This window comes from Mucilaginibacter sp. FW306-07-L (assembly GCF_058782065.1).
In genome coordinates, this window is the sequence record NZ_JBYSXI010000002.1 from 704,808 (window position 1) to 723,011 (window position 18,204).

Below are 18,204 nucleotides of genomic sequence, written 5' to 3' on the forward strand. Positions count from 1 at the left end.
CCGGCAAGCGCCGTTATTTTATTACGACTACTTATTTATAATGATAGTACAGCAAAACTTTGTAACGCCCGGTGCCAAAGGCCGGCCCATCTCTCTTGACATTACCGTGGATAACGAAAACCGCGATGCCCCGCTCGTGATCTTCGCGCATGGCTTTAAGGGCTTTAAGGATTGGGGTACCCATAACCTGATCGCGCATTATTTCGCGCAGCAGGGTTATCGGTTTTTAAAGTTCAACTTTTCGCATAACGGCACCACGGCTGATGAACCCACCGAATTTGCCGACCTGACCAGTTTTAGCGAGAACACCTTTTCCATCGAACTGGATGACCTGAAACATGTGCTGGATTTTGCCGCCAGCGGCGCGGCCTTTAAACGTACTAACCAGGTGTATTTAATTGGCCACAGCATGGGCGGCGGCGTTAGCATTATACAAACGGCTGAGGATTCGCGGATAAAAAAGCTGATCACGATGGCTGCGGTGGCTACCTTCCGTAATCTGTGGCCGCGCCAGGCCGAAAAGCAGTGGAAACTGATGGGGGTAATGCATTTCCCTAACTACCGTACCGGGCAGCAAATGCCGGTAAAATCTACATTGCTGGATGATCTGGATAAAAACCCGGAACGGCTGAACATTATTGTTCGCGCTACGGAGATCACGCAACCCTGGCTTATAGCCCACGGCGATGCCGACCCGACAGTGCCCCTATCCCACGCGCAGGAACTGTATGCCGCGCAGCCTGATGCGGAGTTATACATCATTCCGGGTGGCGACCATGTGTTTGGCGGCAGGCATCCTTATAGCGAAAAAGAGCTACCCGCTGTATTGCAGGAGTTTTGCGACAAATGCATCACTTTTTTACAGAACGATTAAATACTAAAGCGCCATATTAGCCCTGAACAAAACACACCACCATTATGGGCATACAACCCGCTAAAAAACAAGGCAAAAAATTTGTCAACATTATACCTACGGATGCCGCGGGTTTAGGCAAAATGCTGCCGATACTGCGCGAATACATCAGTAATAAACAGGAGAATGTACCGCTTAAAAAGTTAGGGCCTTTTACTACCGACGCGGGCATCTATGATACAGCACCAACCACCGACCTGCGCATTACGTGGATAGGCCACTCCAGCATTATTATTGAAATTGACGGCAAACGCCTGCTTACCGACCCGGTTTGGAGCCAGCGGGTATCATTTTCGCAAAGCATCGGGCCAAAACGCTTTTTTGATGCACCGTTGCCCCTCAACAAACTGCCGCATATTGATGCCGTGATCAGTTCGCACGATCATTATGATCACCTGGATGAGAACACCATTAAATACCTGGCTACTAAAAACATTCCGTTTATATGCTCATTGGGCGTTGGCCGCTACCTGCGCAAATGGAGTGTTAAAACTTTTACTGAACTTAACTGGGGCGACAGTACCCAACTGGATAACCTGACGATAACGGCTACCCCGGCCAGGCATTTTTCGGGCAGGGGAGCATTTAACCGCGATGAAACGCTATGGTCATCCTTCGTTATTAAAGGGCCACAGCACAATATTTATTTTGGTGCCGATTCAGGTCCATCGCCAAGTTTTAAGGATATAGGCGATGAGTTTGGCCCGTTTGATTTAACCATGCTTGAAGTTGGGGCTTACGGTAAACACTGGCCCGATATACACATGGGGCCCGACCATGCCACCAACGCGCATTTAGCCTTAAAAGGCAAGGTAATGCTGCCCATACATTGGGGTACTTTTAACCTTGCCCCGCATGCCTGGTACGAGCCTGCCGAAAAAGTGATCGACTATGCCGCGCAAAAAGGTATCAGCTTGTTTATGCCTTCGCCGGGTACGCCTACCGAGGTAAGCGCCAACCTGATCTCTAACTGGTGGACACCTTACCTCAGCTTATAAAAAAAACAGCGGCCGGGTTATCCGGCCGCTGAAAAAATAAAGCATTAATCAAAAAACTACCTTGTATACCTGCTGATGATGTCAATAATCACCTTGTTTTTTTGCAACTGGGGCAAATAATCAAACAGGATGTAATGTTTTTCAGGATCAGTAGTGAGCGCTATCTCTAACTGGTTTAGCGCCTCGTTATAATCGCCCTGGGCAAAAAGGTAGGCTACCATGCGGTAATACAGTTCGGCCGCGTCGGGGTTGTTCTTGATCGCCTGGGTCATCACCTCTATGGCTTCGCCCAGTTTTTCCTGCTCGTATAATATAGATGAATAGTCCAGCCAGGCATCCACATCAACCGGATTCAACTCCACCACCTTTTCGTAAGCCTTTTCGGCCTCGGGTATGTGCCCCAACTTGTACTCGGCATCCGCTATAGCGAACCAGTAATCAGCATTTGACAGGTCAATATCCAGCGCTTTTTTATAAAAGTGCAGCGCCTCAAAATAGCGTTCCTCAAAATCAAGTGTTACCCCGATACCAAACCAGGCATCGGCCAGTTTAGGGTCCATCTTAACTGATTTTTTGTAGAAGGCGCGGGCATCATCCATCTGCTCCAGCTTTTCGTAGCATTCGCCAATGGCGCAGTAAGTATCGGCATTGGGTTGTTCGTACTCAAAGGTCTGGCGGTAAACCTCAATAGCCTCGGCATATTTTTCAAGGTTAACCAGCGCGTTGCCCTTATTAAAGTAGGCTGATGCAAAGCTGTCCTTGATCAGGATGGCGTAATCATACGCGTCAATAGCCTTTTCAAACAAACCGAGTTTAGTAAACGCGTTGCCGAGGTTATACCACGCGGCATAGCTGTAAGGCTCGTTATCAATATATTGTTGATAGAACTGTATACTTTCGGCCTGGTTATCCAGTACATCATAGCAAAATGCCAGTTCGTACAGGGCATCCTGGTTTTCCATGTTTTGCTGCAGGCAGCGTTTAAGGTATATTACAGCCTGCTCATAATCGCCCATGTTTTGATGAACATAGGCCATGTGCAGCAGCACCTCATCAGTATCGTCGGCCAGTTCAAGGGCCTTTTCATAATTCTCAAGGGCTTCAGTATAGCGCTCCATACTCTCGTACAGGTTACCGCGGATGATGTAGATATCCGGGTCAGACGCTTCGAGCATGGCGGCTTTATCAAGCGCTTCAAAAGCATCATTAGCACGGTTGGTAACCATTAACAGTTGCGCCTGCTTTATAAAAAACACAGCGGCAAACGGGTGCTGGTTACGGGCATATTCCACTACCTGTAATGCTTTCGGCGGATCGTTCTTCTCGATGTAGTAGTCGATAATGTTCTCAAACGCCTGGGCATCAAAAAAGTACTGGTCTTGGTTACGAATCATCTCTTCGTAACGTTCTACTGAAAACTTTGGATCTTCAGCAAAACCAAATTCAAATTCTTCTTCCATTCACTATTTTGTTTGCAGAACATCTCGCTTAAAAAGCAACGTTTAAACGTTACTTCAGTGCTTATTGCGTTCAATTTAATAACTTAAAGTATCGGGCGGATAATTTAGTTTTCCACATCCGAACATTAGCTAACACCTTTCAGTTGTAACTATCTGATAATAAACAAATATCAATGGGTACGAACGCAAAGGAGTGTTGCTGATCGGAATCGGATTAAAAAATTACCTTTGATAAAGGTACAACATAATACGCAACCTTACTGTTATTACGTTGACGATTTACATATAAACGACAAAAACCGGGCCTGTAGTACAGCATCCGGCAGGATACATTAACAGCGATTAAATAACAGCGTACTTATTACATTTTAACAATTGAAAAACAATCATTTATTCATGCTTAATATAAAACGAACGATCGCCGCGCCCTTGCTGGCCGGTGCCTTATTGCTTAACCTGGGCGTGCACGCGCAAGCCCCTGCCCCGGCGGCAGAAGCCGAATTACCTAAAAACTGGCACTTGCTGGATTTAAAGAGCGACGGCTTTTTTGGTATAAGCCTTACCCCCGCCTACCAGCTAATTAAAGGCAAAAAAAGCAAAACGGTAGTTGTAGCTACTATTGATAGCGGTATTGATACCGCGCAAAAGGATCTTTCGCCGGTACTTTGGATCAACCCTAAAGAAAAAGCCCGCAACGGCAAGGATGATGACAAGAACGGCTATATTGACGACGTACATGGCTGGAACTTTTTAGGCGGCCCGGGCGGCAAGGCTGATTATACCGAAACTACCGAGGAGGTGCGTGAATATAACCGCCTTAAAGGCAAATACGCTACCCTTACCGAAGCATCGGCCACCAATAAAAAGGAGTTTGCTTACTGGCAGCAGGTAAAGGCCACGCACGATACTACCGTTGCCAAGGCTAAAACCGAAACCGAGCAACTGTCGCCGGTATTGAATGTACTGATGGCGACCAGCGGCTATATTAAACGCGAACTGAAACTAAACTCCGAAGGTTCATTTAAAAAAGGCGACCTGGATAAGATCACCTCGGCAAATGATACCATTATGCAGAGCAAGGCCATCTGGCAATCCATATTTACCCAGCAGGGCGGCGATAACGACGCGGCAGGTGTTATTAAGGAATTAAGTGAGTACCTCACCAAACTGAACAATGACCTGACCCCTGACCTTACCTCGCGCCAAAAAATTGTGGGCGATAACCCTGACGTTTGGGATACCAAACCGTATGGCAGCAACATTCTTAAATTCCCGGATGCCTCGCACGGTACTGGTGTTGCCGGTTTAATAGGTGCCGTACGCAACAATGGTTACGGTATTGATGGTGTTGCCGATAATGTACGTTTGATGGGTATTAAAGCCGTACCTAACGGCGATGAATATGATAAGGATATTGCCAAGGCCATACGCTACGCGGTGGATAACGGCGCGCAGATCATCAACATGAGCTTTGGTAAAAAGCTGTCGCCACATAAAAAATGGGTTGATGATGCTTTTAAATACGCGGCATCAAAAGATGTACTGCTGGTACAGGCCGCAGGCAATGACAACCAGGATGTTGATGCTAAACCGCAATTCCCGAATGATACCTTTGAGGATGGCTCGGTAAAAGATATGGATAACGTGATCGTGGTAGGTGCTTCAGCCGCCAGGAACGATTCGACCCTGGCCGGATCATTCAGTAATTATGGTAAAATGAATGTGGACGTTTTCGCGCCGGGCGTTAAGGTAACCTCGGTTGATAAGGATGCCGAGTTTAACACGGCAGACGGAACCAGCTTTGCTTCGCCCATTACCGCGGGTGTTGCTGCATTAGTGCTGGAGTATTACCCTAAACTAAGCGCCAAACAATTGAAACAGGTTATCCTGCAATCGGCAGTGCCGCTTAAAGGCACCATGGTATTAAAACCGGGCAGCAAAACCGATAAGGTTGATTTTACCACCTTATCAAAAGCAGGCGGTATTGTTAACGCCCAAAAAGCCTTAGAGATAGCCGCTACTTTAAAAGGCGAAAGGAAATAAGTTGGTCATTTTGTTCATTAGTCATTGAACAAAATATTAATGACAATTACCTAATGACTAATGAACAATGCAAATAAAAAGCGGAGGCCCGGTAAATATACCAGGCCTCCGCTTTTTTATTTGCGCTTGATGAGGTAAGTGCCTGTTCCGTTTACCTGGTCAACCTTTGTGTCGTCATAGTAAACATAGTTCAGGTTTTTAAACACCAGTTTCACTTCAAAGCTTTTTGACTGGCCGGTAAGCGTAAGTTTTGATGCCGGTACCGTTATGGGGTCATAATCATACTCGGTATTTCCTGATGCATGTTTACGCTTAATGGAATCTAACTGAGGAATAATCTGCATGGTATTGAGCGTAATATGTTCGTTATCCAGCCATAAGCTATACTGCGCTTTGCTAACACCTTGCCTGATCGCTAAGCCGAAAGACCGGGTTACTACACCAAGGGAGTCGTAGGCATCCAGGTTCAAACTGTAGTCATATCCTGCCAGTAATAATAAATTATCCTGGTTAACAAAGTTACTGTAGGGCTGTTGTGTAGCCACATCTGTATAATCGTCGTCATAATATCTGCCACTATAATGTTCAAGTTTTAGTTGTTGCTTTACCCAATCCAGTTTTTTACTCTTGAGTTCATACCGGCTGATATAATCGCCATCGCTCCATTTACTTTTCTGCTTACTTAACGAGTCGCTTACAACCGTCAAATCCTTATTAAAATAAGGCTGTAATGAGGCCAGGTCATGCTTGTTTACCAGGTAATCTAAAACCGCCGCGGCCCGGTTGCCGTCTTTTTTATTTATTTTTTTTACGGGGATGAATTTACCATCGTGATAGGCACCATTACGCGCCATCACATTAACCAGTATACGGCGCTGCGAAAACTCCGACACCGAAAAAGCACCCTGCGGCCCATAAACCGATAGCAGGGTAAGTATGCTCAGTGTGATGGGGATCAGCTTAATATTCTGTTTTTTAAACAGTAAAAAGTATATGGTAATAAACAGCAGCCAGCAGGCCAGCGCTACCAAAAAGTATCGCAATTCGGTAATGCCATATTTAAACACCCTTGCGCCAATGGCCACAAACAGCAGCACCAGCAAGGGCAGCATTAAAAAGTAAAAGCTGCGGGCGTATGTTTTGAGCCACTTATTTTCGGCTTGCTCACGTATAGGGTAAACCAGCAGTAAGGACAGGATACCAAATACCGAGTACCCCATGATAAGGTAGGCTACGTTACCTTTAGGCAGATTCCAGGCCAGTAAAATTTTCACCTCGTAAGCCAGTAAAATAGCCACGTAAATAGTCGCCAGCGGAATAAGTACATACTGCGTAAATACTTTTAATCCTTTGGGGTAACTTAAATCTACATCTAAAGCCGAAAAATCCGCCGGCACGCTCGATAAAAAGAAGATAGTGCCGAACATGAACACAATCCAGGTCCAGATGATGCGGTAGGTGTCAAATTCAAAATCAAATCCAAAGAGGTAGTTAACCGCCGCGATAGCTGCGGAAATACCCAAGCCAAGCACCACGCAATATAAAGCGGATGTTAAAAACCGCAAAAACAGCGTTTTATTAAACTGCCAAAAGCCTTGTATATGCCCTTTAGCGGTAAACCCCGCGTAAGCTACAATGAGGTGTAATGCCAGGCTCAGTAAAAAAAAGCGGATATAGTCGGATTCGCGCTCCATTGGGTTAAGCGCGAATAATATGCCCACCGCTACTATCGCGGCAGCTAAATTCAGCAGCAGTTTTTGGCCGCGTGCAAGCCCCTTAGCCTCGGCATACAAGGTAGCCGACAAACTGAGCAGCAGGCCCAGGTTACCCATCATGGTAAGGCGCATGCACCAGCTTTCGGCATCGCGGGCTATACTGTCCAGCTCAATATTTATTGTGGTAGCAATAGTGGCCATAAGCGCGAAAAGCAGCTCGAACGGAAAGCGTTTGGCAGTAGTGGCAGCGCTTTCGGCCAGATTTTTTACCGATGGAAATTTCATGCAGATAAAGTTTTGTTTGGCTAATGTAACAAACTTTAAACATGCCCTCTAAAAATCACTTTATTAAAATGCAGGCAGATTGCTTTTCAAACATTATCGTTTATATTTGCCTCCGTAAAAAAATCATTTTTCAACGTACAATGAGAGAAATACAATTCAGAGAAGCGCTTCGCGAGGCCATGCAGGAAGAGATGCGCAATGACGATACCATATACCTGATGGGTGAAGAGGTTGCTGAATATAACGGTGCCTATAAAGTAAGCCAGGGTATGCTTGATGAATTTAGCGCTAAACGCGTTATTGATACGCCTATCTCTGAATTGGGTTTTGCGGGTATCGGTATCGGCTCGGCCATGAATGGTTTAAAACCGATCATCGAGTTCATGACGTTCAACTTCTCGCTTGTAGCTATTGACCAGGTGATCAACGCGGCAGCAAAAATGATGAGCATGAGCGGTGGCCAGTTCTCTGTGCCTATCGTTTTCCGTGGCCCTACAGGCAACGCGGGTATGCTTAGCTCACAACACAGCCAGTGTTTTGAAAACTGGTATGCCAACTGCCCAGGCCTAAAAGTGGTGGTTCCATCAAACCCTTACGATGCCAAAGGCTTATTAAAATCAGCTATCCTTGATCCGGATCCGGTTATCTTTATGGAGTCGGAATTAATGTACGGCGACAAAGGCGAAGTGCCTGAAGAAACCTATTACATTGAAATAGGTAAAGCCAAAGTAACCCGTGAAGGTACAGACGTTACCTTAGTTGGTTTTGGTAAAATAATGAAAGTGGTTAACGCCGCTGCCGAAGAACTGGCTAAAGAAGGCATCAACGCTGAGGTTATTGACCTACGCACCGTTCGCCCTATTGACTACCCTACAGTTATTGAATCGGTTAAAAAAACCAACCGTTTGGTAATTGTTGAAGAAAGCTGGCCTTTAGGTTCTATCGCGACTGAGGTTGCCTTTAAAGTACAAAAAGACGCGTTTGATTACTTAGACGCGCCTATTCAACGTATTATGGGTGGCGATGTGCCACTACCGTACGCTCCTACCCTGATACAGGAGTACCTGCCAAATGCCGACAGAGTGGTTAAGGCGGTTAAACAGGTAATGTATGTTACCAAATAAGACCTCCAAACCAAACTAAATACAATTTTTAAGCCTGCTTTTTAAGCAGGCTTATTTTTTTAACACCACCCTCATCATTATGGACGAACAGATAATAGTAAAAGACAGCAACGGTAATCAGCTTAACGACGGCGACTCGGTTACGCTGATAAAAAGCCTCAAGGTAAAAGGCGGCAATACCACCCTTAAACAAGGTACTCTGGTAAAAAAGATACGCCTTACCGATGACCCGGAAGAGATTGATTGCCGCATAGACGGGATGAGCATCGTGCTTAAAACCGCCTTTGTTAAAAAGAGATAGCAGACCGCCCGGCAAACCCGCCGGGCGTTTTTGGCTTTAGCAAATAATTATATATATTTAAGTGCTAACCTTTGTTATGAACCTAAAGCCATTTTTATTTTTGCTATTACTTATTACCACATACGCATGTTTGCAAAACAGTGTAAAAGCAACGCCACAACCAAAGCGAGATACATCATCAAAAAGTAACCCGCTCATTTTTTTTAATACTCTTTTTGGCGGTGGTAGTCATGGGCTTAATTTAGGTGCCGAGCTTAATTATCAATATAAACAGCATGTTTTTACCATTAAGGCGTTACATGCAACGCAAGGTGAACATCTTTATACTGCGCCACCGGTATCTTACTCCCCTGACTATGATGAGTTTGGCATAATGTATGGCCAAAGCATCAATAATATGAGTGTAACGATAGGTACATCATACAATAAAAGGCACCAGCTTTCTTTTACAACTGATAACGCAATTCATCATAACAGCAGTTACATTGGTTTTCCTTTGGAGATCAATATGAACTGGTTCAGGCAAAAGAAGACCCGTCACAGAGTTGGTGGCGGCGTTGGCCTTAAATTATTCGGCAATATTTCAAAATACAGTTACATAGGTTTAGGAGGTACATTAGGCATCGGCTATTGTAAAAAGCCTTAAGGTTAAAGATGGTAGTAAAACGCCGGGCGTATTAGTTGTATATGGAACTATATTCAATCAAAAAACTGTCTGAACGAAAATCCCGGCGAACACATCTCTATTTCGTTCCGGCTTGATGCTGCCTGTGCCTCCCGTGCATAAATAAACATTTGTTGCTCATAGTCAGCAATGGCATCATTAACGTTGGCAAACTTACCGGAGGTAAGATTATCGGCTAAAATCAGCGCATCCGTTAACCCTGTATTTACACCCTGTCCGGCAAAGGGCGGCATCAAATGCGCGGCATCGCCAATAAGGGTTATGGGTAAAGGCCGGTTTGTTCTCCATGGGTTATCCAGCGGAAATTTCCGGGTAGGCAAACTCACAAACTGTGCTGTTGGAGTAAACAGTTGTTTATACCGCATATCCCAGCCGGAAAAACGGGCAGACAGAAATGCGGCGATACCGGCATTATCCTTATAATTGGAGTCCTGCTCAAATGAGTCATCCGGCTTTTTAAATATTACACCGTAAGTAAGACTACCATTATTAAGAGGATTGACAACCAATAAATTACCCTGATATGCAGCCATTAACCTGCTGCCATCACACAAATTATAAAGTTCAGGGCAGTTTTTTTTGGGCTGAGGTATGTCACCCTGGATAATAATAGTTCCGGTTTCTTCAACCTGTGCATTGGTAATATATTGCCTGATGACCGACATACCGCCATTAGCACCTATAACCACATCGGCCACAGCATCAGATTTATTATCAAATTGTAAAAGCCATTGACCATTGTACGCTTTCAAGTCGGTAAATTTGCTATTCCAAACAACCGTATTACATGCCAGGCTATCCAATAATATCTTTCGCAGGTAGTTTCTGTTAATCTCGGGGTTATCGTACCGGTTTTCAAGTGTGGGCTTCCGGGTAGCTAACACCTCTCCATTTTGGTTAGCAAACACTATCCCCATAGGTATAGCCGCGGCATAATATTGATCAAGCAGTCCTGCTTTTTTCATAGCCTTTTGCCCTGAGTTTATATGCAGATCGAGCGTACCACCCCATATTCTGGCCCGGGCATTTTCATCTCTTTCGTAAACGGCTACACCTACACCACATTGTTGCAGCAACCTCGCCATCATTAAACCAACGGGGCCGGCTCCAATAATGGCTACCTTTTTATTTGTCAATAACATTATTTATATATTATAGTACAAAGATGCGTGCAACATGACAGGTAAAATACCTACATTCAACCTAAAAATAGCCGTAAAAGACCTTTAAAACAATGACCGATAAAACGATACCTGAAGTGTTATACACCTTTGCCCGATTATTAAATACAGAGGTAACCAACCATCGCCTGGAGATCCCTCAACAATTTGGCAGGGGTTATTGCAGCGGCTTTATGTTTAATGAAGATATCCGTATGCTCATCAGTAATTATGAGTTACATCAGGATCTGACCATTAGCAACCCCAATCTGCATCATACCGGTAAAGTGATATTTTTTAAATTTCAAAACATCTTTCCGAAAGCAGCATCAGCCATATTTGATAGTACAAGCCCTGCTTCACCTTCGGTACTTATTGCTACAAGCCGTATTAATACCGATGAATTAATAACCATACACTCAAACACTGCCACTATTAATATTGAGATACAGGCTGATTATCTGAATAAGATTTTAAACACTAACATCCATTCGCCCATTTTGCAGGGATTGCTGGATAATAATCAGCCGTTAATATTTGAGCAACTTATTTATCCATCATTACAAAAAGTGGTTAGCGAAATTTTAACCGACCCTATCAGCGAAAACTTTAAGCTTTTTTTATTAAGAATTAAAGCCGAAGAACTGATATGCAAACTATTGATAGCGTTAGAAAAACGAGATGCAGTACAGGTGCACGCGCTAAATATGGCTGATGTACAAACCATCTACAACCTGAAGGAGCAGATGATAAGGCAACTGCATATACCACCTGTTATTAGCGAACTGGCCATTGAAGCCAACATGAGCCCTACCAAGTTAAAACGACTATTCAAGCAAATTTTTGGCGACAGCATATTCAGCTATTATCAGGCATTCAGGATGAAGGAGGCTGCACGCTTATTAAAAGAAAACAAGCTATCTGTGTCGGCAATAGGTTATAGTTTGGGGTTTACCAACCTGAGCCATTTTTCGAAAGTATTTTATGAGCATACCGGTATGAAGCCTAAGCAATACAGCAATTATAAACATGCGGAGGATGAAGGTATATAGGCTAAATCAAAAATCGTATAAAAAAGCAAGGCCCCTGATGGGCAGGGGCCTTTACTAACCAATTATAAACCTAAATTATGAGAAGAGCTGTAGGAGAAGGGGTCGAACCTCCACGGAGTGGTTATTCTTATTGCTAAGAGTTTCCCAGGTTCTCCGCCACCGGGACAAGGAGGTGTGTCTGCCAAAATTTCACCATCCTACAGTAATTATCCGAGCCATCGGATGCTGTTGGGGAAGGATTCGAACCTCCACAGAGTAGTTAGCCCGCTTCGGGTTTCCTATGATCTCCGCCACCGGGACAAGGAGGTGTGTCTGCCAAAAATTTCACCACCCAACAGTATTTTTTCTTTATAAGAACGTTAAGCATTTGTCAATTGCTTGATACAAATTTAACGGAGTTATTAAATTCTTGCAAATATTTCAACAAAATAATTTTATTTTTATGCAAGTTTTAATTAAACTTGTAATAAAATATAGATTTTCTAATTTATGCCCCACAGAAAAGCCCAAAATTTAGAAATTGATAATCTGGATATTCAGATCTTATCAATCCTGATGAAAAATGCAACAACTCCTTACACTGAGATAGCTAAGGAACTGATCGTGTCAGGCGGTACTATACACGTGCGTATGAAAAAGCTTGAAGAGATGGGCGTTATAAAAGGTGCCAGCCTCGAGGTTGACCCGCAAAAATTAGGATATGACATTACCGCGTTCCTGGGTATTTACCTTGAAAAAGGCTCACAATACCAGGAAGCTGTAGCGCAGCTAAAAAAAATCAACGAGATTGTTGAGCTGCATTATACCACCGGTAGCTGGAGCATTTTCGCTAAAATTGTATGCCATGATACCAACCACCTGCGCGAAGTATTGAACGAAAACATACAAAGTGTAAGCGGTATTCAACGTACCGAAACATTTATTTCACTCGAAGAAAGCATTAAACGCCAAATAACACTGGAGTAAATTTTTACTTAAACTTACTTTTTAAAGCAGCAAGCTTAGCAGCCATATCCGTTTCCGGGTGTGGCTTATTTTTTGGGTTTGACGCTCCCTTATTATTATCGTTTCGGCGTGGCAAGGCAGGTTTTTCATCATCCTTCATGGATAGCGATATGCGCTTGCGGTTAGCATCCACCTCGGTAACCCGCACCTCCACCTTTTGATGCACCTTCAGTACCTCATTCGGGTCCTTTATAAAACGGTTGGTGATCTGGCTCAAGTGTACCAAACCATCCTGGTGCACACCTATATCAACAAAAGCACCAAAGTTGGTAATATTGGTTACGATGCCCGGCAGCTTCATACCTACCTTTAAATCGCCAATGGCGTTTACCCCATCAGTAAAGCTGAATGCCTCGAACTGCTCACGCGGATCACGGCCTGGCTTGGCCAGTTCCGCCATAATATCGTTCAGCGTAGGCAAGCCCACCGTATCCGACACATATTTTTGCAGGCTGATGCTTTTGCGCAGCCTTTCATCAGTCATTAGCTCTTTTACCGAGCAGTTATGATCCTTGGCCATTTGCTGAACCAGCGCATACTGCTCCGGGTGTACAGCACTTGCATCAAGCGGGTTTGCGGCATCGCGGATGCGTAAAAAACCTGCCGCCTGTTCATAAGCCTTATCGCCCAGCCGGGCCACCTTACGCAGTTCGTCTCGGCGTTTAAAGGCTCCGTTCTGATCACGATAGGTTACTATATTTTGCGCCAACTGCGGCCCAAGGCCTGATATATACGCCAGTATTTGCTTTGATGCAGTATTCAACTCAACCCCTACGGCATTTACGCAACTGATCACGGTGTCATCCAGCGAGGTTTGCAGTTTATTCTGATCCACATCGTGCTGGTACTGCCCTACTCCTATTGATTTCGGGTCGATCTTTACCAGTTCGGCCAAGGGGTCCATCAGCCTGCGGCCGATAGATACGGCACCACGCACGGTTACATCCTTATCCGGAAACTCCTCACGCGCTACGTCAGACGCGGAGTAGATCGATGCCCCGCTTTCATTCACCATCACGATAGTAACACCCGTTAGATTCAATCCACGTACAAAAACCTCCGTCTCGCGCCCGGCAGTACCATTCCCGATGGCTATAGCTTGTATTTTATACTGATCGGTTAAGTATTTAACCGTTTTTTCTGCTTCTTTAACGTTACCCGAGCCGGTATGCGGATAGATGACGGCATTCTCCAGCAGCTTGCCCTGTTCATCCAAACATACCACTTTACAACCCGTACGGAAACCGGGGTCGATAGCCATGACCCGTTTTTGGCCCAGCGGCGCGCCTAACAGTAATTGCCGGGCGTTCTCGGCAAATACACGGATAGCCTCATCATCTGCCTGCTTTTTGGTGAACAGGCGAATCTCTGTTTCCATAGAGGGTTTGAGCAGGCGTTTGTAGCTATCCAGCAAAGCCAGTTGTACCTGTTGCGATGCCGGGTTATTGCCCTTTATAAATACTTGCTCTAACAAACTTATTGCATCCTCATCGGCAGGCTTGATATCCAGCCAAAGTATCTCTTCCTTTTCGCCGCGGCGCATGGCCAGTATACGATGCGATGGCGCGGTTTTCACCGGTTCGCTCCAGTCAAAATAATCTTTGTATTTAATGCCTTCGTGCTCCTTACCATCTACCACCTTACTTTGTATCGTACCTTTTTCGATAAACAGCTCGCGCATTTTGGTGCGGGTGTCGGCGTGCTCGCTGATGTACTCGGCAATAATATCGCGGGCACCTGCAAGCGCTTCGTTACTGTCGGCCACACCTTTTTCCGTATCGATATATTTTTCAGCCTCGGCTTCCACATCAAACCTGTTTTGCTCAAGCAGGGCATCAGCCAGTGGCTGCAACCCCTTTTCACGGGCGGTGGTAGCGCGGGTTTTACGCTTAGGGCGATACGGCAGGTAAATATCCTCCAACGATACCATGGTTTCAGCCTCGTTGATCCTGGCTTCCAGCTCGGGTGTTAACTTACCCATATCGGCTAATGATTTCAAGATGGCTTCCCGGCGCTTGTCAAGATCACGCAGTTGCTGTAATCTGTCGCGCACGGCGGCAACTTGCACCTCATCCAAACTGCCTGTCAACTCCTTACGGTAGCGGGATATAAAGGGCACGGTAGCACCCTCATCCAACAGGTTGGCAGTAGCGCTTACCTGTTTTTCGGCAATAGCAAGTTCGGTGGCAATTTTTTTAAAGTGGGTTACCATAAGCATCGTTTTTTCGGACTGCGAAGTTGGGTTTCTTTGGGCAATTATCAAAGAAAAAGCCTTCCTAAAAAATCAAGAAGGCTCATCATTATAATGATAATCAATATTATTTTACATACACAAAACTTACGCTATCCTTAACGGTTAGTCCGCTTACGCCTGTGCTGTTGTATACCACGGTGTATTTGCCCGGTTTTTCAATAGCGTATGATTTTGACAGGTCGGCCGTAGATGAGGTGCTGTCGCCGGGGGCAACTTTAATATAGCTATCGGCAGGTGGCGGCATCATGCGTTTGGCCATGGCACCCTTATAATTGGCTTCCTGGCCATCCTCACCTTTAACGTCAACATATTTGCTTAAAGGCGGCTCAAAGGGGGTATGCCATTTCAAAAACTTTGATGCCGTATCCGCAGGGTTATAAACCGTAAATTTCAAGTTTACCGGCTCGCCAACCTTAATGGTATCGGCAATCTGCATGGTGGCATATATGGTTTTTGGCGCATCCTGATTTTGGGCGGTGGTTGAATCGGCATTGTTAGCCGTTGAATCAACATTGCTTGAACTGTTGTTGCTAACGCTGCATGATGCCAGCGCCATTGCTGCGGCAGATAATAATATTTTGTAGTTTTTCATAATGAGCGCAAAAGTAAGTGCTGAATGTTTAATTCTAATTAATTTTTAAGATTTGACATGTAAATACCTGAAAAGTAAATTCCAGATCACTAAAAATGCCATATGGCTTTCAAACTCACATTGCGGCCCATATTGTAAATACCCAGTCTGCCATTGGGTGACGATTGGTAGTATTCAAAATATTTTAACCGGTTAAGGTTGGATTGGTATACCTTGTCAAACACATTATCAGCCTGTAAAAAAAGTTCCAGGTATTTTTTATCGGCTTTGGTTTTGATGGTTGTACCCGCGCTTAAATTAATCAGCGTATAGCCGGGGGTATAAGTTTCGGTATTGTCAAGGGCGTAAAATTTATCTTGTTCGGAATATATATCAGCTTCAACTCCGGTGTAAATTTTAGAGAACGCGCCATATTCCCTATCCAGCTTGAACCGCAACTGCGACCGCACATGCAACGGCGGAATAAAAGGCAGATACTTAGCCGCGCCGTTGGATTGCGCTATCAGTGCCTCATTTTTATTGATGCCGCGCACATACGAGAGGCTGTTATTAAAGCTCACCCACTTTAACCCTTCGGGATGCAGGTTAAGCGTAAACTCGGCACCATAAAGCCTTGCTTTTGATTGCTGGTATTGGTAAGTGCTGTTGCCTTCTACAATTACCACAGGGTTTCCGTTCGCATCAGTTAAGCGGGCCTGGTATATGTAATTGTCGATATTGTTGTTGAACAGTTCGGCCATAATATCCATATGGCGCAGGTAGGCAATAAAACCCACATCCTGCTGTAAGCTAAACTCCGGCTTAAAGGTGCGGTTACCCAGGTATACGATGTGCGCCCCGGGATCAAGCCCGTTTGAGCCGATCTCGGTAATGTTGGGGGCACGGTAGCCGCGTGCCACATTGGCCTTAATTAGTAATCGCTCCGTAATGTTATAAGTTAAGCCCAAACTGCCCGAGATACCGGTATAATTTTTATCGAACTCCGGAAATTGTAGTTCTGCATTGGTTGTACCTGCCTGCACCCTTTTGCCGAAGCCGGTTTGTGCATCGGTGCCTACATAAAAATCATTCCAGGTTATGCGGCGGTTATCATAACGCACACCTCCCGAAACATCAACCTTACCCCAGCTTTTTTTAGCGAAGATGTACGTTCCAATATCAAACAAATTATAATCAGGTATTGGGAAACTGGTAGCGTTTTTATTACGGTTAGTTTGGTAAAAGCCATTTGCGCCGATGGTACTTTCTATCCCGGCAAACACCGGCAGGTTATAGCGGGCTTCGTAGTTTAAGGTATTGAGTACAATATCCAGCGCGGCTTGTTTAAGCGCGGTAGGGTGTGTGTACTCCTGCCTGATGTTTTGCTGAACACCCACCAGCGCGTTGATGCTCCCCTCACCTACTTTAAACTGGCTTTGCGAGTACACCCGGTAGTGTTTTATGCTTTGATGCAATGGCGCTATACTATACGTTCGCAATTCATCATCACTAACCAGCGGACGATTCTTGATATCATCGTTCTCAGCCACCTGCTTGGTAAACCTGCGGGTAAGCGAATCACGGCTGCCATCCGGTATCTCCTGCAAATTATGGTATAGCGTGGCGGCAATTTGTGTGTAACCCCATTTTTTATCGGTACGGGCGATGCCTGTAAAATTCAGTTCGCGGAAGCCGCTGTTGTATACATAACCATCGGTACGGTTACGGTAATCGTGCGCCATTTTGTAGGTGCCTCGCAGGTTATATTTCCAGTCGTTTTTACTGTAATTTAAGCCTAACGAAGTAGCCGCCATGCCATTATTGGTATGGTACTCGGTAGTAACATCTCCCCTAAAACCGGTACTATCCGGCTGAATGTAAGGTATCATGTTGATCACGCCCGCCAACGCGTCAGATCCATAAGTCAGGCTTGCCGGGCCTTTTACCACCTCTACCCTGCCCAGGCCGTAAGCATCAATTTCGATACCGTGTTCATCACCCCATTGCTGGCCTTCCTGGCGGATGCCGTCATACAGGGTGAGCACCCGGTTATAGCCTAATCCGCGGATAAAGGGCTTGGATATATTAGGCCCGGTAGTAACGGCATTAACGCCCGGTACACCTTTTACTACACTCTCGATGATGTTGGTGCTGATCTGCCTTTCTAACGTACTTTTTGACAGCACGGCCACAGGCACGGGGTTTTTACGCAGTTGCGTTGCACGCGATACACCGGTTACCACCACCTCGTTCAGCTTGGTTTCAATTGGTTTAAGGTTTACGTTGATGGTTTGCGGCTGCCCTGCTATTATATTCACTTTAATGCTCTTACCCTCAAATGTTACGCTCGAAAAATTGATGTTACGGTTACCTGCCGGGATGCCTTTTAGTTCAAAATAGCCATTGGCATTAGCCCGGGTACCCAACTTGGTACCGGCAACCGTTACTGATGCGTAAGGCAAACCGGTGGTATCGGCAGTTACCCGGCCTTTAATTTCACCTGTTTGCGCATTAACTATTATAGGCACAGCTATCAGCATAAAAAACAATAAAGCGTATCTCATAGATTTATTTTGTACAAACATAGATATTTATTTATATTTATAATATAAATAAAATTAGACAAGGCTAATTTTAT

The 18,204-nt window shown here is 45.0% G+C and carries 14 protein-coding genes and 1 tRNA gene; 8 read left to right on the forward strand and 7 right to left on the reverse strand.

What is annotated here, in order from left to right; translation table 11 throughout:
* Nucleotides 1-40: 40 nt before the first annotated feature.
* Complete coding sequence (locus AC3WJC_RS13285; RefSeq protein ID WP_492399598.1) at nt 41-874, forward strand: alpha/beta hydrolase family protein; 834 nt, start codon at nt 41-43, stop codon at nt 872-874.
* A 44-nt stretch (nt 875-918) separates the two neighbouring features.
* Nucleotides 919-1,911: an MBL fold metallo-hydrolase gene (locus tag AC3WJC_RS13290; protein WP_492399599.1), complete on the forward strand. Its 993-nt coding sequence runs from the start codon at nt 919-921 to the stop codon at nt 1,909-1,911.
* 56 nt (nt 1,912-1,967) lie between these two features.
* Here the strand turns inward: AC3WJC_RS13290 and AC3WJC_RS13295 are convergent, their stop codons facing one another.
* Complete coding sequence (locus AC3WJC_RS13295) at nt 1,968-3,371, reverse strand: tetratricopeptide repeat protein (protein WP_492399600.1); 1,404 nt, start codon at nt 3,369-3,371, stop codon at nt 1,968-1,970.
* Nucleotides 3,372-3,767: 396 nt separating this feature from the next.
* Here AC3WJC_RS13295 and AC3WJC_RS13300 point away from each other — a divergent pair, with 396 nt between their 5' ends.
* Nucleotides 3,768-5,414: a S8 family serine peptidase gene (locus AC3WJC_RS13300; RefSeq protein WP_492399601.1), complete on the forward strand. Its 1,647-nt coding sequence runs from the start codon at nt 3,768-3,770 to the stop codon at nt 5,412-5,414.
* 116 nt (nt 5,415-5,530) lie between these two features.
* On the opposite strand, the gene AC3WJC_RS13305 is transcribed toward AC3WJC_RS13300, so the two are convergent.
* Nucleotides 5,531-7,414 (reverse strand): DUF4153 domain-containing protein, encoded by a 1,884-nt coding sequence (locus tag AC3WJC_RS13305; protein ID WP_492399602.1) that lies wholly within the window; start codon nt 7,412-7,414, stop codon nt 5,531-5,533.
* Between the two features lie 140 nt (nt 7,415-7,554).
* Here AC3WJC_RS13305 and AC3WJC_RS13310 point away from each other — a divergent pair, with 140 nt between their 5' ends.
* The 3 genes from AC3WJC_RS13310 to AC3WJC_RS13320 all read left to right on the forward strand — a co-directional run bounded on the left by AC3WJC_RS13310 (nt 7,555) and on the right by AC3WJC_RS13320 (nt 9,485).
* On the forward strand, nt 7,555-8,538 hold the full coding sequence (locus tag AC3WJC_RS13310) for a pyruvate dehydrogenase complex E1 component subunit beta (RefSeq protein ID WP_492399603.1): 984 nt from the start codon (nt 7,555-7,557) through the stop codon (nt 8,536-8,538).
* A gap of 79 nt (nt 8,539-8,617) precedes the next feature.
* Entirely contained in the window at nt 8,618-8,839 is a 222-nt protein-coding gene (locus AC3WJC_RS13315) for a zinc ribbon domain-containing protein YjdM (RefSeq protein ID WP_492399604.1), read from the forward strand.
* Nucleotides 8,840-8,915: 76 nt separating this feature from the next.
* Nucleotides 8,916-9,485: a hypothetical protein gene (locus AC3WJC_RS13320; RefSeq protein ID WP_492399605.1), complete on the forward strand. Its 570-nt coding sequence runs from the start codon at nt 8,916-8,918 to the stop codon at nt 9,483-9,485.
* A 53-nt stretch (nt 9,486-9,538) separates the two neighbouring features.
* Here the strand turns inward: AC3WJC_RS13320 and AC3WJC_RS13325 are convergent, their stop codons facing one another.
* On the reverse strand, nt 9,539-10,666 hold the full coding sequence (locus AC3WJC_RS13325; RefSeq protein ID WP_492399606.1) for an FAD-dependent oxidoreductase: 1,128 nt from the start codon (nt 10,664-10,666) through the stop codon (nt 9,539-9,541).
* 92 nt (nt 10,667-10,758) lie between these two features.
* Here AC3WJC_RS13325 and AC3WJC_RS13330 point away from each other — a divergent pair, with 92 nt between their 5' ends.
* Nucleotides 10,759-11,736 (forward strand): helix-turn-helix domain-containing protein, encoded by a 978-nt coding sequence (locus AC3WJC_RS13330; protein WP_492399607.1) that lies wholly within the window; start codon nt 10,759-10,761, stop codon nt 11,734-11,736.
* A 225-nt stretch (nt 11,737-11,961) separates the two neighbouring features.
* Here AC3WJC_RS13330 and AC3WJC_RS13335 read toward each other — a convergent pair.
* Nucleotides 11,962-12,073 (reverse strand) — tRNA-Asp (locus AC3WJC_RS13335).
* Between the two features lie 152 nt (nt 12,074-12,225).
* Between AC3WJC_RS13335 and AC3WJC_RS13340 the strand changes: the two genes are divergently transcribed.
* Nucleotides 12,226-12,702, forward strand: a complete 477-nt coding sequence (locus AC3WJC_RS13340) for an Lrp/AsnC ligand binding domain-containing protein (protein WP_345331955.1) — start codon at nt 12,226-12,228, stop codon at nt 12,700-12,702.
* A 4-nt stretch (nt 12,703-12,706) separates the two neighbouring features.
* Here the strand turns inward: AC3WJC_RS13340 and AC3WJC_RS13345 are convergent, their stop codons facing one another.
* From AC3WJC_RS13345 to AC3WJC_RS13355, 3 genes are all read right to left on the reverse strand, one after another.
* Entirely contained in the window at nt 12,707-14,953 is a 2,247-nt protein-coding gene (locus tag AC3WJC_RS13345; protein WP_492399917.1) for a Tex family protein, read from the reverse strand.
* A 106-nt stretch (nt 14,954-15,059) separates the two neighbouring features.
* Nucleotides 15,060-15,587, reverse strand: coding sequence for a protease (locus AC3WJC_RS13350; protein WP_492399608.1), 528 nt, complete (start codon nt 15,585-15,587; stop codon nt 15,060-15,062).
* Nucleotides 15,588-15,676: 89 nt separating this feature from the next.
* Nucleotides 15,677-18,130, reverse strand: a complete 2,454-nt coding sequence (locus AC3WJC_RS13355) for a TonB-dependent receptor (RefSeq protein ID WP_492399609.1) — start codon at nt 18,128-18,130, stop codon at nt 15,677-15,679.
* Between the last annotated feature and the right edge of the window lie 74 nt (nt 18,131-18,204).